18 protein-coding genes and 1 tRNA gene are annotated in these 21976 nt (G+C 64.0%); 12 read left to right on the top strand and 7 right to left on the bottom strand.

Annotated elements, in window-relative coordinates:
* The first annotated feature begins 2 nt into the window (after positions 1-2).
* Entirely contained in the window at positions 3-557 is a 555-nt protein-coding gene (locus tag ACUCV3_RS08200) for a nuclear transport factor 2 family protein (protein WP_279728378.1), read from the top strand.
* Between the two features lie 175 nt (positions 558-732).
* Here the strand turns inward: ACUCV3_RS08200 and ACUCV3_RS08195 are convergent, their stop codons facing one another.
* Positions 733-1608: a LysR family transcriptional regulator gene (locus ACUCV3_RS08195; protein WP_279728379.1), complete on the bottom strand. Its 876-nt coding sequence runs from the start codon at positions 1606-1608 to the stop codon at positions 733-735.
* A gap of 114 nt (positions 1609-1722) precedes the next feature.
* On the opposite strand from ACUCV3_RS08195, the gene ilvD reads away from it, so the two are divergent.
* Positions 1723-3576, top strand: a complete 1854-nt coding sequence (gene ilvD / locus ACUCV3_RS08190; RefSeq protein WP_482240540.1) for a dihydroxy-acid dehydratase — start codon at positions 1723-1725, stop codon at positions 3574-3576.
* Between the two features lie 43 nt (positions 3577-3619).
* Here ilvD and ACUCV3_RS08185 read toward each other — a convergent pair whose 3' ends face one another.
* On the bottom strand, positions 3620-5767 hold the full coding sequence (locus ACUCV3_RS08185) for a S9 family peptidase (RefSeq protein ID WP_279728410.1): 2148 nt from the start codon (positions 5765-5767) through the stop codon (positions 3620-3622).
* A 185-nt stretch (positions 5768-5952) separates the two neighbouring features.
* Here ACUCV3_RS08185 and ACUCV3_RS08180 point away from each other — a divergent pair, with 185 nt between their 5' ends.
* Positions 5953-6303, top strand: coding sequence for a cupin domain-containing protein (locus ACUCV3_RS08180; RefSeq protein WP_234831776.1), 351 nt, complete (start codon positions 5953-5955; stop codon positions 6301-6303).
* A 145-nt stretch (positions 6304-6448) separates the two neighbouring features.
* Positions 6449-6523: transfer RNA gene (locus tag ACUCV3_RS08175), tRNA-Asn, on the top strand.
* Between the two features lie 103 nt (positions 6524-6626).
* Here the strand turns inward: ACUCV3_RS08175 and ACUCV3_RS08170 are convergent.
* Positions 6627-8747: a TonB-dependent siderophore receptor gene (locus ACUCV3_RS08170; protein ID WP_279728381.1), complete on the bottom strand. Its 2121-nt coding sequence runs from the start codon at positions 8745-8747 to the stop codon at positions 6627-6629.
* 496 nt (positions 8748-9243) lie between these two features.
* On the opposite strand from ACUCV3_RS08170, the gene ACUCV3_RS08165 reads away from it, so the two are divergent.
* The 8 genes from ACUCV3_RS08165 (at position 9244) to ACUCV3_RS08130 (ending at position 18323) form a co-directional block, all read left to right on the top strand.
* Positions 9244-10812 (top strand): PepSY-associated TM helix domain-containing protein, encoded by a 1569-nt coding sequence (locus ACUCV3_RS08165; RefSeq protein WP_048936649.1) that lies wholly within the window; start codon positions 9244-9246, stop codon positions 10810-10812.
* Entirely contained in the window at positions 10809-11099 is a 291-nt protein-coding gene (locus tag ACUCV3_RS08160; protein ID WP_048936650.1) for a DUF3325 domain-containing protein, read from the top strand. Before ACUCV3_RS08165 ends, ACUCV3_RS08160 begins: the two co-directional genes overlap by 4 nt.
* A complete protein-coding gene (locus tag ACUCV3_RS08155; protein WP_048936651.1) occupies positions 11096-11392 on the top strand; it encodes a hypothetical protein in 297 nt (98 codons plus the stop codon). The genes ACUCV3_RS08160 and ACUCV3_RS08155 overlap by 4 nt, the downstream gene beginning before the upstream one ends.
* A gap of 2 nt (positions 11393-11394) precedes the next feature.
* Complete coding sequence (locus ACUCV3_RS08150; RefSeq protein ID WP_279728383.1) at positions 11395-12156, top strand: energy transducer TonB family protein; 762 nt, start codon at positions 11395-11397, stop codon at positions 12154-12156.
* A complete protein-coding gene (locus ACUCV3_RS08145; RefSeq protein ID WP_279728384.1) occupies positions 12153-14207 on the top strand; it encodes a TonB-dependent receptor plug domain-containing protein in 2055 nt (684 codons plus the stop codon). Before ACUCV3_RS08150 ends, ACUCV3_RS08145 begins: the two co-directional genes overlap by 4 nt.
* Positions 14204-14566 (top strand): hypothetical protein, encoded by a 363-nt coding sequence (locus tag ACUCV3_RS08140; RefSeq protein ID WP_234792498.1) that lies wholly within the window; start codon positions 14204-14206, stop codon positions 14564-14566. The genes ACUCV3_RS08145 and ACUCV3_RS08140 overlap by 4 nt, the downstream gene beginning before the upstream one ends.
* A 157-nt stretch (positions 14567-14723) precedes the next feature.
* The gene (locus ACUCV3_RS08135) at positions 14724-16871 is read left to right on the top strand and encodes a TonB-dependent receptor (protein WP_482240539.1); all 2148 of its coding nucleotides are present in this window, start codon (positions 14724-14726) and stop codon (positions 16869-16871) included.
* Between the two features lie 114 nt (positions 16872-16985).
* Complete coding sequence (locus ACUCV3_RS08130) at positions 16986-18323, top strand: LLM class flavin-dependent oxidoreductase (RefSeq protein ID WP_279728386.1); 1338 nt, start codon at positions 16986-16988, stop codon at positions 18321-18323.
* Between the two features lie 54 nt (positions 18324-18377).
* Here the strand turns inward: ACUCV3_RS08130 and ACUCV3_RS08125 are convergent, their stop codons facing one another.
* From ACUCV3_RS08125 to ACUCV3_RS08110, 4 genes are all read right to left on the bottom strand, one after another.
* Positions 18378-19028, bottom strand: a complete 651-nt coding sequence (locus ACUCV3_RS08125) for a peroxiredoxin-like family protein (protein WP_279728387.1) — start codon at positions 19026-19028, stop codon at positions 18378-18380.
* A 95-nt stretch (positions 19029-19123) separates the two neighbouring features.
* Positions 19124-19915 (bottom strand): class II aldolase/adducin family protein, encoded by a 792-nt coding sequence (locus ACUCV3_RS08120; protein WP_279728388.1) that lies wholly within the window; start codon positions 19913-19915, stop codon positions 19124-19126.
* A 17-nt stretch (positions 19916-19932) separates the two neighbouring features.
* On the bottom strand, positions 19933-20886 hold the full coding sequence (locus tag ACUCV3_RS08115) for an ABC transporter substrate-binding protein (protein ID WP_279728389.1): 954 nt from the start codon (positions 20884-20886) through the stop codon (positions 19933-19935).
* Position 20887: 1 nt separating this feature from the next.
* Positions 20888-21976 carry an LLM class flavin-dependent oxidoreductase gene (locus tag ACUCV3_RS08110; protein WP_279728390.1) on the bottom strand — a complete coding sequence of 363 codons (1089 nt, stop codon included), beginning with the start codon at positions 21974-21976 and terminating at the stop codon, positions 20888-20890.

The following is a 21976-nucleotide window of genomic DNA, read 5'->3' as shown; positions in this document are numbered from 1 at the left end:
AGATGGACCTCGAACAGGAAGTCGCCGCGCTGCGCGCCACCGTGCGCGACCTGCAGGACCGGCAGGCGATCCGCGATTGCATCCTGCGCGAATGCCGCGGACGCGACCGGCAGGATGTCGACATCATCAACAGTTGCTGGTGGGAGGATGGCGTGGACGAACATGGCCCCATCATCACCCACGCGCCCGACTATGCGGCGCGGGCCAATATGGGCCATGGCAAATTCTTCCTGTCGACCAGCCATAATATCACCAACCATCTGTGCGAGATCGACGGCGACACCGCCTATTGCGAAAGCTACACGGTCGGCGGCCTGTTCTGGCAGGATGGCAAGACCACGACGATCGCCTTTGGCCGCTATATCGACCAGTTGGAACGGCGCGGCGGCGAATGGCGGCTGCTCACCCGTCGCTGCACGATCGAGATGACCGCCGACACCGATGCGAGCTGGGTCTATTCCGCCAATGTGAAAGGCTTCCTCAAGCCCCACTGGAGCAGGGAAGACGCCTCCTACCAGCGCCCCGTCGTCGCCTCGACCCAGGGCGAACGCTGGTAGCCCGACGTGGCGAATTTCAGCGCATAAGCGCCCCCGCAGAAAATTTCTGCTTGCTTCACATAAGGTTCATGGACCGAACCTATAGATGTGGCTGTCACTTCTTTCCCCCCTTGGAGTGACACCTCCCTGAACCTCGGCCCCGTCGCATCCCTTGTGCGACGGGGTCTCTTTCTGTTCAGGCCATGGCGCGGGCGACGCCCAGCAACCCCGCCAGCGTCGCGCCATCATCGTCCCGCCGCCAGGCAAGGCCGGTCTCCAGGATCGGCGCATCCTGCAGGTCGAGATAGCGCACCCCGGTCCGCGCCAGGTTGCGGAGCGACGCCGGCACCAGCGCGATGCCCATGCCCGCCGACACCAGGCTGATGATCGTCTGCATCTGGATCGCCTCCTGCCGGATCAGCAGCGGCTGCCCCCGCCCGGCCAGATAGCCGCTCACCAGATCATGGAAGGCCGGCGCCACCCGGCGCGGAAACAGGATCAGCGGCCGGTCGAGCCAGGGATCGCCCTGCGCCTGATCGTCCGCCACCCAGCCCTCCGGCACCGCCACTACCAGCGGTTCGCGCAGCAAGGGCATATAGGCAAGCGCGTCGGGTAGCGCGCCATCGGGCGCGATCAATATGCCGGCATCATTCACCCCGTCGATCAGATCGGCAATCTGCACGTCGCTGGTCGCCTCGGTCAGTGCGATCTCCACCTCCGGGAAACGGGCGGCATAATCGCGCACGAGCGCCGGCAACAGGCTATAGTCGGCGGTGCTCACGAAGCTGAGGCCGATCTGCCCCGCGCTGCCGTCGCGCAGGCGGCGGGCGATGTCCGGCAGCGCGCTCACCGCCTCCACCGCCGGACGGACATGCTCCAGCCATTGCCGGCCAAAGGCGGTCAGCGCGACATTGCGCTTCGACCGGGTGAAGAGCGGCGCGCCCAGCTCCCGCTCCAGCGCCAAGATCGACTGGCTGAGCGGCGGCTGGGTCATGCCCAGGCGCTGCGCCGCCCGGCCGAAATGCAGCGTGTCGGCAACAGCCAGAAAATGACGCAGCGGGCGAAGGTCCATGGCAATAAAGTCTCCTTGCGACCTTATATTGCTTCAATAATATATTTCACAACCTTTGCGCAAAGGCGTAGGGGCAGCCATTGCAGGGAAACAAGATTACAGGAACGGCGCAAAATGGCTCATTATCGTTCACGCACCAGCACCCACGGCCGTAACATGGCGGGCGCGCGCGGCCTCTGGCGCGCCACCGGCATGAAGGACGAGGATTTCGGCAAGCCGATCATCGCCATTGCCAATTCATTCACCCAGTTCGTGCCCGGCCATGTCCATTTGAAGGATCTGGGCCAGCTGGTCGCGCGCGAGATCGAAGCGGCCGGCGGCGTCGCCAAGGAATTCAACACCATCGCGGTCGATGACGGCATCGCCATGGGCCATGACGGCATGCTCTATTCGCTGCCCAGCCGCGATCTGATCGCCGACAGCGTCGAATATATGGTCAATGCCCATTGCGCCGACGCGCTGCTGTGCATTTCCAACTGCGACAAGATCACGCCGGGCATGCTGATGGCCGCGATGCGCCTCAACATCCCCGTCATCTTCGTGTCGGGCGGCCCGATGGAAGCCGGCAAGGCCGACATTCGCGGCAAGACCGTGGCGCTCGACCTGGTCGACGCGATGGTCGTCGCCGCCGACGAAAATTACACCGACGAGGAAGTCGCCGCGATCGAGAAGGCGGCCTGCCCCACCTGCGGCAGCTGCTCGGGCATGTTCACCGCCAACTCGATGAACTGCCTGACCGAAGCGCTGGGTCTGTCGCTGCCGGGCAATGGCTCGATCCTGGCGACCCATGCCGATCGCGAGAAGCTGTTCCGCGAGGCCGGCCACACCATCGTCGACCTCGCGCGCCGCTGGTACGAGCAGGATGACGCATCCGCCCTGCCCCGCAACATCGCCTGCCATGCGGCCTTCGAAAATGCGATGAGCCTGGACATCGCGATGGGCGGTTCGACCAACACGGTGCTGCATCTGCTCGCCGCCGCGCATGAGGGCGGCGTCGATTTCTCGATGGCCGATATCGACCGGCTGTCGCGCCGCGTGCCGTGCCTGTGCAAGGTCGCCCCGGCCAAGCAGGACGTGCATATGGAGGATGTCCATCGTGCCGGTGGCATCATGGCGATCCTGGGCCAGCTCGAACGCGCCGGCTTGCTCGACACCAGTCTGCCGACCGTCCACGCCACCACCATGGGCGAGGCGATCAACCGCTGGGACATCAGCCGCACCAACAGCGAGGCGGTGCAGGAGTTCTTCAAGGCCGCGCCGGGCGGCGTGCGCACCACCCAGGCCTTCAGCCAGAACAACCGCTGGAAGGAACTGGACATGGATCGCCAGACCGGCGTGATCCGCAGCGCCGAACATCCCTTCTCCAAGGATGGCGGCCTGGCCGTGCTGTTCGGCAATCTGGCGCCCGAGGGCTGCATCGTGAAGACCGCCGGCGTCGACGACAGCATCCTGACCTTCCATGGCACGGCCCGTGTCTATGAAAGCCAGGACGCGGCGGTCGCCGGCATCCTGGGCAATGAAGTCAAGGCGAACGACGTCGTCGTCATCCGCTATGAAGGGCCCAAGGGTGGCCCCGGCATGCAGGAAATGCTCTATCCGACCAGCTATCTGAAGTCGAAGGGGCTGGGCAAGGCCTGCGCGCTCATCACCGACGGGCGCTTTTCCGGCGGCACGTCAGGCCTGTCGATCGGCCATGTCTCGCCCGAGGCGGCCGAGGGCGGCCTGATCGCGCTGGTCGCGACCGGCGACCCGATCCTGATCGATATCCCCAATCGCGGCATCCAACTGCTGGTCGACGATGCCGAACTGGCCAGCCGCCATGAGGAGATGGTCGCTCGCGGCAAGAAGGCGTGGAAGCCGTTCGGCCGCAAGCGCAATGTCTCGCCGGCGCTGCGCGCCTATGCGGCGCTCACCACCAACGCCGCGCGCGGCGCGGTGCGCGACGTCAGCCAGGTCGAAAAGGACTGATGGAAAAAGGCCCGGTCGTTCATCGACCGGGCCTTTTTTTTGCTTATTGCGCCTTGGCCGCTTCGGGCTCGGCGATCGGGCCGCCCTTCACTTCCGGCGCCCCTTTCAGATAATGGGCCAGCCAGCCCTGCACCTCGCGGTAGAATTGGCGGCTATCCTCCGGCTTGGTGATCCAGTGCCAGGCATCGGGGAAGATCAGCAGGCGGCTGGGCACCTGCATCCGCTGCAAGGTCGACCAGGTTTCCAGCGTGTTCGCCAGCGGCACGCGGAAATCGCGCTCACCCGCGGTCAGCAGCATCGGCGTCTTCCAGTCCTTGCCATAGGTGATCGGGCTCTGGTCACGCCACACCGGGCTGTCGCCCCAGGGCGGACCGCCGCTCGCCACTTCGCGGCCATAGTTGAAGTCGCTGGTGCCCCACTGGGTCAGCAGGTCGACTTCGCCGGCATGGCTGACGATGCACTTGTAGCGGGTGGTGGTCGCCTCCATCCAGTTGGCGAGATGGCCGCCATAGCTGGCGCCGCCGATGCAGGCATTGGCCGTGTCGATGAAGCCATAGCGCTTGCCGGCCTCATCCACCGCCTGGTTGATCTCGTTCGCCGGGCCACGCAGCGGGTCCAGCTTGATCGCGCGTGAGAAGGCTTCGCCATAGCCGGTCGAGCCGGTATAGTCGGTCATCAGCACGACATAGCCGGCGCTGGCGAGCAGATGATAATTCCAGCGCAGGCCGATCTGGTCCATGTTGGACGATGCCGGGCCGCCATGCATCAGCACCATCAGCGGATATTTCTTCGCCGGGTCGAACGCCGGGGGCGTGACGATCATGTTGTGGATGCGCCGGCCCTTGTCGGTGGTGAACCAGAAATGTTCCGGGCTGGCCCAGTCGATCGTCGCGGCGAGCGCGGTGTTGACGTTGGTCAGATTCTTGTGCCGCTTGGCGGCCGGGTCGATCCGCACGATTTCCGCCGGGTTCACCGAACTGCCATAGCTGGCGATGATCTGCGTCGACTTGGCATCCGACGGAATGTCGATCCCGGCATAGCCGCCGACCTTGGGCGCGATCACCAGTTCGGGCGTGCCGCCGCTCACGGGCACACGATAGAGATTTTCCATCCCCGCGTCCGGCACGGTCAGATAGAGGCTGCGGCTGTCAGGCGTCACGGCATAGCTGTCCACCGCGCGATCGAAGCCGCCGGTCAGCAGCGTCGCTGCCCCGCCCGCCGGCCAGGCAACCCGGTGCAGCTTGGCCAGATCATAGACCTCCTGCCCCTGCGTGTTGAACTGGAAGATCAGGCTCTTGCCGTCCGGCGTGAACTTCATGTCGCCATATTCGCCCGGCGTCGGCGTCACCAGCACCGGCTCACCGCCATCAGCCGGCATGCGATAGAGGCCGAAATTGACGCGAGCATGGGCCGCATTCCAGCGTTCGGTGGTGGCGGTGAAGACGATCTCCTTGCCGTCCGGGCTCCAGACCGGCGCCAGCGTCATGCCGCCGTCGCTCTGGGCATTGCCGCCAAAGCCATCGGCCTGCGCCAGCTTGGTGGCGGACAGGATATCGCGCGCCGGCGCACCTTCCGCCAGCGGCTGGAGCCAAAGGCTCGGCCGCTTGTCGTCCAGCCAGTCGTTCCAGTAGCGGATCGGGAAATGCTCATAGACGCGCATATTATATTTGCGCGCCTTGCGCTCCTCGGCCGTCTTCTTGTTGGCGGCGGCGTCCATCGCGCCGGGATAGACCGCGCTTTCGAACAGGATCGCCTGACCATCGGGCCGCCAGATCGGCTTGCCCGCGCCGGTCGGGATGCTGGTCACGCGGCGAGCTTCACCACCGGCCAGGTCCAGCACATAGATTTGCGCGACATCGTCGCCCTCGCGCTTGGCGGAAAAGGCGATGCGGCGGCTGTCGGGCGCCCAGGCCGGATCGCCCTCGCCCGCCTTGGTCGCGGTCAGGCGGCGCGGCGCCGCCGATCCGTTGGCCGGCACGATCCACAGGTCGCTGACGGCGCCATCCTTCTCATAGGATGGTTCGCTGAGCGCATAGACCACCCATTTGCCGTCCGGGCTTGCCACCGGCGCGCCGACGCGCTTCATCATCCACAGCGTTTCGTGGGTCAGCACCTGCTTGGGCTGCGCGATTGCCGGCGCGGCGCACGCGCCCGCCACCATTGCCGCCGACAGCAGCAAACGGGATATCATTGTCACGGTATCAAACCCCTGTTCTGACATTGGGCCGAACGGCCAGGCCGCATGGTCAGCACGATAGGCGCAGGATTTCAAGCAACAAGCGCGGCGACAACGGAGATGGCACGCCCCGTCCCACAGGCTGACGCCCCGGTAAAAACCCCCATTTCCAATTTTCCGCCAATCGGCATCATGCGCCGATGACATGCCCACCTCCTGCATTGCCGGTCGATGCGCCGACCAACCTGCTCGATATCCCGTCCGGACATGAGGCCGAGGAACTGTTCGAGGATATAGTGTCGATGCCGGGCGTGCGGATCGAACGGATTATATCCCACGGCCACAGCACACCGCCGGAGCGCCCCTATGTCCAGCATTGGGATGAATGGGTGCTGGTGCTGACCGGGACCGCCGAACTGCTGCTGGAAGGGATCGGCACCTATCGCCTGGAACCGGGGGATCATCGACTGATTCGAGCGGGCATCCCGCACCGCGTCACCCATACGGACGCGCCGACCATCTGGCTTGCCATCCACATCGGCGAAACCTGAAAAACCGGCGGAAAAGGACGAAAATGCGCCCGTTCCGCAAGCGCATGCATATGCACAGATTTTTTTCAGGAATGGCGAAAGCAGCGCTTGCCATTTGGGACAAGCCGCTGCATATGCGCGGCCTGCCCGGCGCAAGCGGGGCTGCTCCCCGATAGCTCAGCGGTAGAGCATTCGACTGTTAATCGAATGGCCGTAGGTTCGAATCCTACTCGGGGAGCCACTATTTCAGCCCTTGGCAAAGCCGGACTGGCTCCAGACAAGCAAAAATTCAGCGCATCGTACGATTGCGACGCTCGCCAACCATGGCTGGCGAGCGCATGCCTTCAGATTCTGCCGCGCAGCGTCACCAGAATATTGCGCGGATCGCCATAGGCATCAGTCGAACCCCAGCGGATATCATATCCGATCGCCTTGTAATAATGCTTGTCGAACAGATTGTTGACGTTGGCCTGAAGATCGAACCGGTCGCTGATCTTGTATCCCAGCATCAGGTCGGCAACGGCATAGGCCCCCTGTTCGACGCGAAAGGCGACATTGTTGAAATTGGCGCCGTTATTGTCGTTGTAGATGCGGCTCTGCCAGTTAAGTCCGGCGCCGATACGCAGCTGGTTGAGCTTCCCCGGCAGCGTGTAGAAGGTCGACAGTTTCGCCATGTGGCGGGGCATGTCGGTTTCGAAATTCTTGCCGCCATTTTCAGGGTTGGTGTCCCGCACAAATTCGATGCTGGTATAGGTATAGCTGAGCGAAATGTTCCAGTCGGGCGTAATCGCGCCCTGAAGTTCGGCATCAATGCCCTTGCTGCGCACCAGACCTGCAGCCGTCGAGCAACTGCTGGCCGGGAAGCTGGGACAACCGCTCTGGTCGGTCGGCACGAATGCCCTATTCCGTTGGTCGATGCGGAAAAGCGCGATCGCCGCATTCAGCGCCCCGTCGAGATATTCGCCCTTGATACCCACCTCGTAATTCTGGCCGGTGATCGGCTTCAGGATCGCCTGGCTGTCGGTGTCGACAGCAAAGCCCCTGGCCGTCTGCGGCTGGAAAATTTCGGTGAAGCTGGCATAGAACGAATGATGACGATCGATGTCCAGGATCGCGCCGGCATAGACGGTCTGGTGGGCATCGACCTTGTAATCGCCGGTCGCAGCCGTGCGGTTATCATAATCATACCAATCCAGCCGCCCGCCCAGGATGATCTTCAGCCCGTCGAACGGATTGAGCCGGGTCGAGGCATAGAGACCGCTCTGGGTGATGACGTTCCGGCTGTAGGTCGTCGGCACGAAATTGGGCCGAGTACCGCTGGCCGGGTCGAAATCGAACATGTCGACATTGCCTGCGAGCAGCCCTCCCCCGCTGTAATTTTGCGTGCCTGTTGAGGTCTCGCGTCGGCTAGCGCCGAATGTCAGATCATGGTCACGGCCAAACAACGTGACCGGCCCGCTGGCATAGAGGTCGACACTGGCCTGATCCTCGTCATAGGCGGCCTGATAGGCGGAATGGGTGAGCGTCAGGTCGGGCCGCCGATAGACATAGGTGCCGGAGAACATAGCATCCTGCCACACCTTCATGCTCGCCAGCCGGACGCTCCAGTCGTGGCCGAAACGATGGATCAGTTCGCCAAAGACGGTGTTCGACTTCTGGCTTTTGCCTTCCCAGTCATAGCTGGGCCGGGTCGAGCGCGGCAGGTCGAGATGGGCGCCGGTGGCGCTGAGCGGCAAGCCGCCCCAGAAGCTGTTGAAGAAATCATCCTGATGTGTGACGCCCACCATCAACGTCGTATCGGGACCGATATCATATTCGCCGATCGCATGGATCAGGCCGCGATGAATGACCTCGCCGTCGCGGAAACTGCTGCTGTCCTGATAGGAGCCGATGACCCGCACCCGCAGATTGCCGGCCTGATCGACACCGCCCGACATGTCGATCTGCCCGCGATAATTGTCCCAACTGCCGGCCGATCCTTCGAGATTGAACTGAAAGTCGCGGGTCGGGCGCTTACGCACCAGATTGATCGCCGCCGATGGATTGCCGCTGCCGGTTACAAGGCCCGTAGCGCCGCGCACCACCTCCACCCGGTCATAGACGGCCATATTTGCCTGACTGCCCACGACCCATCCCTGATAGCGGGACGGTAGGCCGTCATACATGATATTGTCGATATCGAAGCCGCGCGCGGTAAAGCTCGGGCGGCCGGGCCCGCTGGAATAGTTGAGGAACAGGCCTGGCGTATTTTTCACCACGTCGGTGATGTTGGTCATCACCTGATCATCCAGTCGCTGGCGGGTGACGACGGTCACCGACTGCGGCGTCTCCCGGATCGACATGGGCAGCTTCGTCGCGGTCTTCATCGACCGGGTCGTGTAAGAGCCGGTCCCCTCGGTAGATGCTGGATCGCTGGTCAGCCCATCATCAACGGCCTCCCCTTCGACCCGAACCGACCCGAGCATGACAGCCTGACCATCCTGACTGGCTTGTTCCTGCCCAAACGCAGGCACCACGGCAGCAACAATACCGCCCCCAGAAAGCAGCCCCCCCATCCATCGCATATGTCGCATATCAGCCTCTTTATTGCTATTGATTCGCATATGCGAATTAAGGACTGTGATTTATGCTGTCCAGCAAGGAGCACATTACGCCTTCGACAAGGACTATTTGCCGTGCCGCGGCAGGCTTTGCGAACCGCGCAAAAATCAAATGTCTTGTTTTGCAAATAAATCGCATTTGCGTTAATGGCACCATCCCAACGTGGCGATGCGCAAAGCGAACCACTCGCATGCGGTATGCATTTTGTAGGCGACGGGGCGGCTTTCCAATTTTTCTCGACGTTTTTCTTTGGAAATCCAGTCACGCAAAACGTCAATCGAACAGGGCATTGATGAGCATTAGCGAACAGCGGGTTAGGCACGAGCACAGGTCAGTAGAGATCGCTGGAGGCAAGGCATCATGAAGGCATCGCTGCGCCAGACCATGTCGACGCTGCACACCTGGACCGGGCTGCTGCCTGGCTGGCTGCTGTTCGTCATCTTCCTGTTCGGCACGGTTGCCTTCTTCCAGCAGGAAATATCGCAATGGATGCGACCCGAACTGACACCCGCCCCGATCAGTGATAAGGCAATCGACGCCGCCGACACGATCCTGCGCAAGGAAGGCGCGGGTGCAGACGACTGGACGCTCTCCCTTCCCGGCAGCCGTGGCGGCGAAGGCTTCTCGATCAGTTGGACGCCGGCCGGCGGCGACCGCTCAAGTCAGCAGGAACGCATGCTCGACGCGACCAGCGGCGCTCTCACCAGCGTACGCGACACGCGTGGTGGCTTCTTCCTCTATCGCATGCATTTCGACCTTCATTATATGCCTGTCATGTGGGCGCGCCTGCTCGTAAGCTTGGCCGCGCTCGCCATGCTGGTCGCGATCCTGAGCGGCGTGGTCACCCACAAGAAGATCTTCACCGATTTCTTCCTGCTGCGCTTCGGCAAGGGACAGCGTTCCTGGCTCGACGCCCATAATGTGACCGCCGTCCTCGCCCTGCCCTTCTATCTGATGATCACCTATACAGGGCTCGTCACCCTGCTTTTCACCCTGATGCCCTGGGCGATCAGCGCCAATTTCCCGTCGACCGACGCCTATTATGAGGCCGCCTTCCCGTCCGGGCCGAAGAGCGAACCGAGCGAGACCAAGGCCGACTTGCGCCCGATCCCCGAACTGCTGCAGCGTGCCCGCACTCTGCGTCCCGGTTTCGAGCCCAGCTATGTCAGCATCAGCCATCCCGGCAATGCAGCCGCTATCGTCCGCATCTGGCCCCGCACCGAAACGCTGGGCGGCCACCAGCCGATGCTCTACCTTAACGGCGCCACCGGCGAACCGCTGGCCGGCCCGCGCGAAGGCGGTGCAGCGAGCGCGACCAAGGGGGTGATGATCGACCTCCATGCCGGCCGCTATGCCAACCCGGCCTTGCGCTGGCTCTATTTCCTTTCCGGCGTGGGCGGCACCATCATGGTCGGCAGCGGGCTGGTGCTGTGGACGGTCAAGCGTCGCGCCAAGCTGCCCGATCCGGCCCGGCCCCATTTCGGTTTCCGTCTGGTCGAACGGCTGAACATCGGCGTCATCGCCGGCGCATCGGCAGGGATCGCGGTCTATTTCCTCGCCAACCGGCTGCTTGATCCGGCAATCGCCAAACGCGCCGACTGGGAAGTCAACGCCCTGTTCATCGCCTGGGGCGCGATCTTTGTGTGGAGCCTGGGCCGGCCGGCACGGCGGGCCTGGGTCGAGACGCTGGCCGCCTGCGCCCTGCTCTATGCCGCCATTCCGCTGGTCAACGCCGCCACCACGCCGCGCGGCCTGCCCGCCAGCGTGATGGCGGGTGACGCTATCTTCATCCTGTTCGACCTGATGATGATCCTGACCGCCACCGGCTTCGCCTTTGCCGCCCGCAAGGTGGCAACCCACCAGTCCAAGGCCAAGGCGCGCAGCCGCATTCGCCAGCCCAAGCGAGATTTTCAGGAGGTACCGGCATGACCCATGTCGCAACAGCCCTGCTATCCCTCGGCGGCTTTGCGCTGCTGTTTCTGGCGATGGCCCGCCACCAGCAGGACTGGCTTCGTCGCAAGCTGCCCGACCCGCAATCGCGCCGATTGCGCCGGGCGGGCTTTGCGCTGCTGAGCATCGCCTTCCTGATCGCAGGCCTTGGCCTTGGTTGGGGTTATGGCAGCATCGCCTGGTTCGGCTGGCTGAGCGCCGGCGCCGTCACGATCGTGACGCTCAATTGCAATCGCGAGCGCATCCTCGCGCGGGTGCGGCCATGATCGGGTTCAGTTCTGTTGCCCGCGCCCGCTGGGCCAATGCCGGTCGGGTCACGGCCTGCACGCTGGGCGCCTATGGCCTAACCGCGCTCGTCACTGCGGCCCTTTCCCGCCTGCTCGTTCGCCTTGGCACCGATGCGGTCGAGGCGGTCACCGGCGTTACCCTTGCCAGCTTTGCCTTGTTCGCGGTGATCGCAATGAGCGCCTTTCACGCGCGCAATCCGGCGCGGGTCTGGATCTTCATGATCCTCCTCGCCTTGCCGCCCACCCTACTGCTGCTCGCGCTTTCGGAATAGATATGGCTTCACTTCCTCTCGCCCGTGCGCCACTGACCAATCGCACGCCTTCACGCATCGAACCGGCCTGGAGCTATAGCCGCTACAGCGACCAGGCGATGCCGCTTCGCACGCGCCTGGCGGGCATGGGCGGCGTCGGGGCGATCGGACTGGCCGCCCTGGCGGTGAGCTTTGTCACCTGGCACACCTATGTCGCGCCGAAATCGACGCCGACGCTGAGTATTTTTGCCGTTGCTCCGCCGGCTACGCCGCCGGAACCGGCACGCGAAGTGCCGCCTGGTCCCGAACAGGTGCAGAAGGAAAAGTCGCAGCCCACGCCCCAGCAATCGATGCTGGAACCGCCCAAGATCATCGTTCCGAGCGCCAATATACTACCGGCCGTGGCGGCCAAGCCTGTTCCCGATCTCGGACCGCCGATCAAGGAAACCACCGCGCCGGAAAGCAAGCCAGCGCCGCCGGCACCACAGATATCGACCGGCAAGCCCACTTGGGAAGCACTGGTGCTGGACGCACTTAACAAGGTGAAGCATTATCCCCGCGATGCCCATTTCGCGCGGCAGCAGGGTGTTCCCTATATCCGCTTTGTCATGGACCGGGACGGCAAGCTGTTGTCGGCACGGATCGAGCGCTCATCCGGCGTGCGATCGCTCGATCAGGAAGCGCTGGCCTTGCCCAGGCGCGCGCAACCGCTGCCCAAGCCACCCGAGGATGTGAAGGGCGACAGCATCGAACTAGTCGTGCCGGTCGAGTTTTTCCTGCGATGATGTTGTTTCCTGCGCTGATGGCCGGCCTCGCCATGACGGCGGGCGTGATGGCGAACGAACAGGAAGGGGCGCAGGATAATAGTCCGCCAGCTCATCCGCCGATCGTCCCGGCTGGTCCTGATCCGGTTTATCCGGCCGATTTCTACGCGCCCTTCCAACCCCAGACCGCGCTCGACATGCTGGAGCGCACCCCCGGCTTCCTGTTGAGCGAGGGCAACAGCCTGCGCGGTTTTGGCGGCGCGGCCGGCAATGTGCTGATCGATGGTCAGCGACCGACGGTGAAGGCCGGCGGCATTACCGAGGTGCTGCGCCGGATCGGTGCCGCACGCGTCGAGCGGGTCGTGCTGCTGCGCGGGACCGACGCGGCCGAGGCACAGGGACAGACATTGGTGGCCAATGTCATCCTGCGCACCGATGGGGGCGGATCGGGCAATGCCTCGCTAAAGCTCAGCCATACCCGCGACGGCCGAATATCGCCCTCGGCCCAGATCAGCCACGCACGCAAGATTGCCGGCTGGCAAAGCAATGTGGAACTGTCGGTCGAGCAGGTCCACTATCCGATCGACGGCATCTATCATATCAGCGACGGCAACGGCATGCCGACCGAGACCCGGCATGAGCGCATCATCGGCAAGGCACCGGAGATCGGGCTTGCGGCATCGACATCGGGCACGCTGGCCGGCGGTACGCTGACGCTCAATCTCCGGCTCAATCGGGATGGCTATGAATCCGACCGGGCAATCATGATCACGCCGGCTGACGGTGCAGCAATGATCGAGCGGACCATCGGCTATGACGAAAAGGGGCGCAGTGGCGAGTTGGGGCTCGACTGGACCCGCGCTCTTGGCAAGGACTGGTCGGCAAAGCTGGTGGGGCTCGGCCGAGTCGAACGCCTGACCACCAACGAGGACTATGTCGAGCCGGGCTATCGTGGCGTTTCGGCGCTGGCGCAGAAGCCGTTGGAGCTGGTCGGTCGCACGACGCTGACGCGGGGCGGCGACCATATGCTCCGTCCGGAACTGGGGATGGAGATCGCCTATAACCGGCTCAGCAGCGCCCTCGACTATGCGGAGGATAATGTCAGCGGCCTGACGCCGATCACCCTGGCCAACGCCAATAGCCGTGTATCCGAACTGCGGGGCGAGGCCTTTGCCAATGTCACGCTGCGCCTCGGCAAACGCTGGACGCTGGAAAGCGGCATGGCGTTCGAACTGTCGCGTATCCGCGTTACGGGGGATGCTGCGAACGAGCAAAGCCTGTCCTATTGGAAACCGTCTGCCGCTCTGGTCTGGTCGCCGCGCGATACCAGCCAGTTGCGACTGGGCATTCGCCGCACGGTCGATCAGCTCGACTTCGGCGACTTCGCTGCGTCGGTAAATCAGGCCGACGGCCGGCCGCTTGGCGGCAATGCCCAGTTGCGCCCGGCCCGCGTCACTCGGGCGCTCGCCCGTGCCGACCATCGCTGGGGCAAGGGCGGCGCGCTGGCGGTCGAGGCCTATCATCAATGGCATCAGGGGATGCTCGGCTATCTCCTCCTCCCCACGGGCGACGAAGCGCTGGGGACGATCGGCAATGCCCGGCAATGGGGCATCAGCACCCAGGCGACCGTCCCGCTCGAGGCCGCCCTGCGTGGCGCGCGGCTCACGCTCGACGGCACGCTACGGGGATCGCGCATGCGCGACCCTGTAACCGGAGACAGCAGGAAGATGGACGATATCGCGCCACGCAGCCTGAGCGCCGAGTTCCGCCACGACGTGCCGAAACTGCGTTCATCCTGGGGGATCAGCTATACCGCCGCCGAACAGGGCGATGTCTTCTACACCGGCGAGCGATTGACCTGGCGCGACGATGCCGCATTCGATGCCTATGTCGAAACCACGGCGCTGGCAGGGTTCAAGACGACGCTGCGGGCCAGCGCGCTCAACGGTCAGGATTATCATCGGCTGCGCCGTTTCTACAGCCCGAGCCGGGCAGGCAGCTATAGCGGGCAGGAACAGCGCAACCAGTGGGAGGGTGCAGTCGTCTCGCTGACACTGGCGCGTGCGCTGTGAACCGCTCTACCCTGCCCCTCCACCGCCGTACACGGACCGAGCGCCGGGTGCTCGCAATGCTGCGGGGCGAGGAGCAGCGGATCGGTCTCGCGGCCATCGACAGCTTCGCCCGCCTGCGCAGGATCGCCATCGAATGCGGCCTGCGCATCCAGCCGCCCGGCGCCCGCTATGTCAGTGACGACGAACTGGTCCTGCTTGCCTCGCTGGCCGATGCCCAGCGCCTCAGCTCTGCCCCCACAATACCCCTGGACGAACGGCTGACCGCCGATATCCGCTCCTGCGCGGAGCTGCTGATCCGGAATAATCTGCGGCTATCGCCCCTTACCCTTTATAGCGGGCGCGGAGCACGCCGAAGCTGACCACAGCCGATGATCGGCGCGCCCATCTCTGCCGCGCAAATCTATGAGCCATTCTCCCGCCAGATTGCCCGAACTCATTTGCGCAAATTGTCTACAACTTTAGTTGACAGTTAACGCTGAGCCCCGGCTGCGGCGGATCAAGATTGAGTGGGGAACAATGAAAAAAGGGATTTTCCTGGCCGCTGGTTGCAGCGCGATCATGGCCGCGGCAATGGCCGGGTCGGCCTGGGCACAGGCGCCAGCGCCGGCAGAGGATGGCGACGCCGGCGGCGGTATCATCGTCACCGCCGAGCGGCGCGCCACGGACCTTCAGAAGACCGCGATCGCGATTTCCGCCTTCACGCCCGAGACGCTGGAGCAGCGCAACATCACCAATGTCCGCGACCTGGCCGGCCAGGTACCCAACCTCTTCGTCGCGCGGACATCGATCAGCCACACCACCCAGACCTTCTCGTTGCGCGGCGTGGGCGAATCCGATCCGATCCAGGAGCCGGTGCTCGCCATCTATGTCGATGACGTCTACATCCCCCGTCAGATCGCCTCGATGAGCGAATTTGTCGATCTGGAACGGATCGAGCTGCTGCGCGGGCCGCAGGGGACGCTCTATGGCCGCAACTCGTCGGCCGGTGCGCTGCGCATCATTACCCGCGCGCCCGACGAGACCACCCATGTCACCGCCGAACTGGGCTATGGCAGCTATAATGACGTACAGGGCCGGGCGCTGGTCAGCGGCAAGATCGCGGGCGACCTGTCGGGCAGCGTCGCCTGGATCCATCGTACCCGCGACGGCGTCACCTATGACCCGACGCTGGGCCATGACGTCAACCGGATCGACCTCGACGCTTGGCGCGGCAAGCTGCGCTATACCGGCATCGCCAATCTCGACGCGCTGCTGACCGTCAATATCCTGCGCGATCGCAGCGATACACGGTCCTATATTCCGGTCAACCAGCCCGGCAGCTTCAGCCGCCGCCGATCCTATTCGGAGGTCGAACCGGACCAGCATCTCAATTCGCGCAGCGCCTCGCTGCGGCTGGTCTATGACCTCTCGCCTACCCTCTCTATCAAGTCGATCAGCGCCTATACCGGCTTCAACCTCAATCCCGTCAATTACGAGAATGACGGCGAGGCCGCGCTGATCCAGAAGAACCTGATCCATTATAATGACCGGGCCTTCAGCCAGGAGGTGCAGCTGAACGGCGACTTTGGCGACCTCAGCTTCACCAGCGGCCTCTTCTACCTGCACGAACGTTTCTTCGTGGAGCGCGACGCCTTCAGCCGCACCGGCACGGCCGCGACCGCGCCCATCAACCGGCTGCGCGCCCACAACATCACCTATACCGATGCCTATGCCGTGTTCGGCGAGGGCACCTGGAAGGCGAACGATATATTCAGCCTGACCGCCGGCCTGCGCGGCACCATCGAGAAGAAGCGTTTCGTCTTCGACAACAAGGTGATCGACGATGATCGCAATGTCGTGGCCCAGTCGATCGCCGGTGAGGCGGAAAAGACCTGGAAGGCGCTGACACCGAAATTGTCGGTGCAAGCGCAATGGACGCCCAATCTGCTCAATTACCTCACCTATTCGCGCGGGTTCAAATCTGGCGGGTTCGACAATCGCGCGACCCGGCTGGACCTGGCCACCCTGCCATTCGATCCGGAAAAGGTCTCGACGTATGAAGGCGGGCTCAAGGCCACCTTGTTCGGTGGCGCGCTGCGCAGCAATCTCGCCATCTTCTACAATGATTACAAGGATCTCCAGGTATCCTTCTACGACCCGGCCTATGTCGGCTCACGCCGGGGCAATGCCGGCAAGGCGCATAGCTGGGGCGTGGACCTGGAAAATGACCTGCGCCTGTCGGATCGCTTCTCGCTTCAGGCATCGGCCGGTTATCTCAAGGCCATTTATGACGATTATAAGGGCGCGGGCGGCAATGGCGTGGACGCCGATGGCAATCCGCTACTGAACGCGCCCAAATGGTCCCTGTCGGGCGGCGCCAATTATGCGCTGCCGCTGGGCGCATCCGGCAGCACATTGCGGCTGTCGGCCAATGCCCAATATCAGAGCAGCTTCTATCAGAACGCCCTTGCCCGGCCGCAGGACGAAGTGCCGGGCCAGACCTTCGTCAACGGCTCAATCACCTGGATATTGCCGGACGACCGTTTCCAGTTCGCCATCCAGGGCAAGAATATCCTGGGCGCGAACAAGCCGGTCAGTTCGACCTACATCCCCTCGACCGGAGTCTATTATAAAAATTATGCCGATCCCGCGACGGTGATGCTGAGCGCTCGCTTCTCCTACTGACCCTCGCTCTATTGGCCCATTTCATATGGGCTTGAGGAGACCGCGTTGGTCGCGCGAACCGTCCGGGCGTAAATGGAATGGGCTCCCCCTCCCCTCCAGCAGAAGGACAAGGCCATGGCCCGTTCTCCGCATATCAAGCTCGGCTTCATCCTGCATGGCGTCGGTCGCACCTGGCATGACTGGCGCCATCCCGATCGTGATGTGAATGCCAGCACCAGCCTTGCCCGCTATCAGGAACAGGCGGCGACCGCCGAACGGGGCAAGTTCGACTTCCTGTTCGTCGCCGACAGCCTGTCGATCACCGAACGATCCAGCCCCCATTATCTCAACCGGTTCGAGCCGATCACCATCCTGTCCGCGCTGGCGGCGACCACCAGCCGGATCGGCCTGGTCGGCACGCTGACGGTCAGTTATTCCGAGCCATTCAACGTCGCGCGGCAATTCGCCTCGCTCGATCATCTGAGCGGCGGACGCGCAGGCTGGAATGTCGTGACGTCCTGGCTGGGCGACACCGCCGCCAATTTCAGCAAGAGCGAACATCCCGCCCATGCCGTGCGTTATCGCATCGCTGCCGAATATCTCGATGTGGTCCAAGGCCTGTGGGACAGTTGGGAAGACGGCGCCCATGTCGCCGACAAGGAAAGCGGCCAGTTCGTCGATCCCGATCGGCTGCATGCGCTCGATCATAAGGGCGAGTTCTTCCAGGTGCGCGGCCCGCTCAACATCAAGCGCACGCCGCAGGGCCAGCCGGTCATCTTCCAGGCCGGCGCGTCGGACGATGGCCGCAACTTCGCCGCGCGACGGGCCGAGGTGATCTTCACCCATGCCGAGACGATCGAGGCGGGCCAGGCCTATTATGCCGATGTGAAGGCACGGGCGAAGGGCTTTGGCCGCGATGCCGACCAGTTGTTCATCCTGCCGGGCATCGCCGCGATCGTCGGTGACAGCGATGAGGAGGCCGAGTCGCGCTACCGCGAACTCGCCGCGCTGGAGTCGATCGACACCGGTCTTGGCTTCCTGTCGCGCACCTTCAACGACCATGATTTCCGCCAATATGATCTGGACGCCCCCTTCCCCGATGTCGCGCATCTGGGCCTCAACAGCCAGCAGAGCGGGACGCTGCGCATCCTGGCCGAAGTCGAGGCGGAGGGGCTGACCTTGCGCCAGGTGGCCGAACGGCTGGCGACGCCGCGCGGCGCTTTCGTGGGCTCGGCCGAAACGGTGGCGGATCAGTTGCAGCGCTGGTTCGAAAGTGGCGCGGCCGACGGCTTCGTCCTGTTCGAGCCGCTGCCGGGACAACTGGCCCTGTTCGTCGACAAGGTGATCCCGATCCTGCAGCAGCGTGGCCTGTTCCGCACCGACTATGAAGGGACGACCTTCCGCGAGCATCTGGGCCTGTCGGTACCGGACAATCGCTACAGCGTTGCGCGCGAGGCCAAGTCGGCCGCCTGATCCCATCGAACAAGAAAAGGCCCGGCAATCAAATTGCCGGGCCTTTTCTTGCGTTTAGCGCAGCCAGGCGAGGATATCATCCGCCTCCGGCCGGTCGAGCCAGTCGGGGCTGACCTGCAAGCGCTGCACCACCCGACCCGGCCCCAGCAGCAGCGCCGCGGGCTGCGGCAATTCCCAGCTGCCCGTGCCGGTCACTTCGCCGATCCAGCCGGCGGGCGGCGGCGACGGTCGATCATCGGGGACGAAGGCGATGCCGAGCAGGCGGGCGAGCTGATTGTCGCGATCGGTTGCGACGGCGAAGGGCAGATCGTGGCGGCGCTTGATCTCCGCCAGCCGATCGGGCTGCTGCGGGCTGAGCGCGACCAGCGGGATGCCGCGCGCGCGCAGCACCGGCCAGAGCGTCTCGGCATAATAGGGCAAGGCGATGTTGCAGGCCGGGCAGCCGGCGAAGCGGAAGAAGATCAGCAGCGCCGGCCCCTGCGCCGTCAGCGCGTAGAGCGTCAGGCTGCCGCCATCGACATCATCGAATCCCAGATCGGGCAGGACATCGCCGGGCTGCGCTACCGTCGCCGCATCGAAGCGCGCCAGCAACTGCTGCCGCTGCGCTGCGTTGCGCGCCAGTTGGGCGGGTGCCCAGTCCCGTTCCCGTTCCGCCTGAAGCGCGGCATAGCGCGCCCTCAAATTGTCGCCAACGATCGTCGCCATCTGCCTGTCTCCTTTGCCGGAGATAGGAAAATGGCGCCGCGGGGCACGCGACGCCAATGAGACTTGGCGGGAAGCCGCCGATTAATGCTTATAGATCAGGCATCATAGCCCGGTGCCTGGCGCGATGCCTTGCGCAGCGCCGCTTCCCAGACCAGGTCATAATGGGTGCGCCGCCCTTCGACCGGCTGGCGCTCGCGCGACATCTGGCGCTTCACTTCCGCCTGCGCCTCCTCCGGCGCGATCAGCACATTGTCGCGCCCGACGCTGAGCGAACGAACCTGTGCGATGCAGGCGGATTCGAGCTGATAGATGCCGCTCCACGCCTCGCCCGGAGACGATCCCAACGCCAGCGTGCCATGGTTGCGCAGCAGCATGACCTTGGTATCGCCCAGGTCCGCCACCAGCCGTTCGCGCTCGTCCAGGTTCAGCGCCACGCCCTCATAGTCATGATAGGACAGGCGCGGGATCAGGGCCAGCGCGCGCTGGTTCAAGGGTAGCAGCCCTTCGGCATGGGCCGAAACCGCCATGCCGTCGGCGCTGTGGAAATGGGCGATATAATGGGCATCGTCGCGCGCGCCGTGGATCGCCGAATGGATGACATAGCCAGCATAGTTAATGCCATAGTCGCTCTCCCCGATGACATTGCCGTCGAGATCGACCTTGACCAGGCTGGACGCCGTGATCTCGTCGAACATCAGGCCGAACGGGTTGATCAGGAAATGATGGTCCGGTCCGGGCACGCAGGCGGAAATATGGGTGTAGATGAAATCGTCCCAGCCATAGAGCGCCGAAAGGCGATAGAAGGCGGCGAGATCGACCCGCACCTTCCATTCGGCTTCGCTGATGCCGGTGCGCGAAAAACGATCATCCTTGAGGATGGTGGCCATGGGGAAAGCTCCTTGCGTCAGGATCCGAAACTGGTGTCGAAGGCCTGCGCCACGTCCCGTTTGGGATCGATCAGGCCGGCGCGGCGATAACGGTCGACGATCGCCTGCTCATGGGCGATCACCTTGGCATCGACGGGCTGCGAAATGCGGTTGCTGCGTTCGAAACTGGCGCGGGCGATGTCGATCGGCAGGCCGGTTTCCTTGGCCAGCACGGCGGCGAACTGGTCGGGATGGGCGCGGGCCCAGGCGACCGCCGTCGCCTCACGCTGGAGGAAATCGGCCAGCAGCGCACGCTTGGGCGCGATCGAGGCATCATGGGCGATGTCGATATAAAGCGGCAGGCCGTAATCCTTGGCGTCAGCAACCGCCCGCGCCCCTTCCTTGACCGCGACATTGGTATAGGGGGTCCAGGTCGACCAGGCGTCGATCGATCCACTGTCGAAGGCAGCCTTGGCATCGCCCGGCGGCAGGAAGGTGACCTTGACCTTGTCGGCGGGGATATGCGCCCGCTCCAGCGCCTGGAGCAGCAGGTGATGGCCGATCGATCCGCGCGTGGTGGCGATCGTCCTGCCGACCAGATCCTGGGCAGATCGGATGGGCGAGCCATTTTTCACCAGGATCGCCAGCGCCTCGGCCGCCTGGTTGGCGGGTGCCTGCACCGCGATCGCCTTGACCGGGCTGCCGCTCTGATAGGCGAAGATGAAGGGCGCGTCGGCGGCAAGGCCAAGGTCCGCGGCGCCACCACCGACCGCTTCCAGCAGCGGCTGGGCGGCGGGAAATTCCGACCATTCGACCTTGTAGGAGGCGCCGTCTAGCGCGCCAGAGGCAAGCATCATCGCCTTGACCTGCCCCTTCTGGTTGGCGACGCGCAGCACCGGCACCTGTTCAGTGCGATATTGGGTGACAGCGAAGGCGACACCGGCGGAGGCGATCAGCGCGCCGACGATCAGGATCGATTTCTTGCTCGCCATGTCAGCCCGCGAGCGCGACGTCGACCTTCTCCCGCTCGGCCACCTTGCGGCGGACGACCGGCAGCAGTTCGCGGCCATAGAGGATGGAATCGCCCAGCGGATCGAAACCGCGGATCAGGAAATGATCGATGCCGATGTCATAATAATCGAGCATCGCATCAGCCACCTGTTCGGGCGTGCCGACCAGGCCGGTGGAATTGCCGGCCGCGCCGGTGAGCGCAGCGACGCCGGTCCACAGCCGCTTGTCCTGCCGGTTGGCCCTGGCCGCCTCCAGCAGGCGCAGCGATCCGACATTGGACGGGCGATGGCCGGTCAGCGGAAGTCCGGCGGCGACGCGATTGGCGCGCACCTGCTCCTCAATCTCCGCCGCGCGCTTCCAGGCCGCTTCTTCGGTATCGGCGATCACCGGACGCAGCGACAGCGAGAAGCCGGGATTGCGGCCATGACGGACGGCGGCACGGCGCACCTGGCGTACCGTGTCCTGCACCGCTTCGAGCGTTTCGCCCCAGAGCGCATAGACGTCGGCATGGCGCCCGGCGACCTCGATCGCCTCGGCCGACGAACCGCCGAAGAAAACCGGCAGATTGTCCGGCTTGATCGCGCTGAAGGCCTGACGAATGTCGTAAAAGTCACCCTGATGGTCGAAAGGCTGGGCCGCCGTCCATTCCTGGCGCAGGATGGTCAGATATTCGTCGGTGCGCTGATAGCGCTGCGCCTTGACCGTGCCGGTGTCGCCGTCACGCGCCATTTCCTCGTCGGCGCCACCGGTAATGATATGCACCGCGACCCGCCCGCCCGATAGCTGGTCGAGCGTGGCCAGCTGGCGCGCGGCCACGGTCGGCTGGGTAAAACCGGGCCGATGGGCGACCAGAAAGCCCAGCCTGCTAGTCAGCGCGGCGGCATGGGCCGCGACAATCTGGCTTTCCGGACTGTTGGAGCCGAAGGGGATGAGGACGCGGTCGAAGCCGCCCTCCTCCTGCGCCCTGGCTGCGGCCTCGATATAATCCTTGTCGAGCACGCGGCTGCGCACCGCCGCCTGGGTTTCCGAGCCATTGTTGAAGCCGATATAGCCGATGAACTTGACGCTCAT

The organism is Sphingobium sp. VMM, from assembly GCF_056790315.1.
This window is presented reverse-complemented; position numbering and strand designations above follow the sequence as displayed.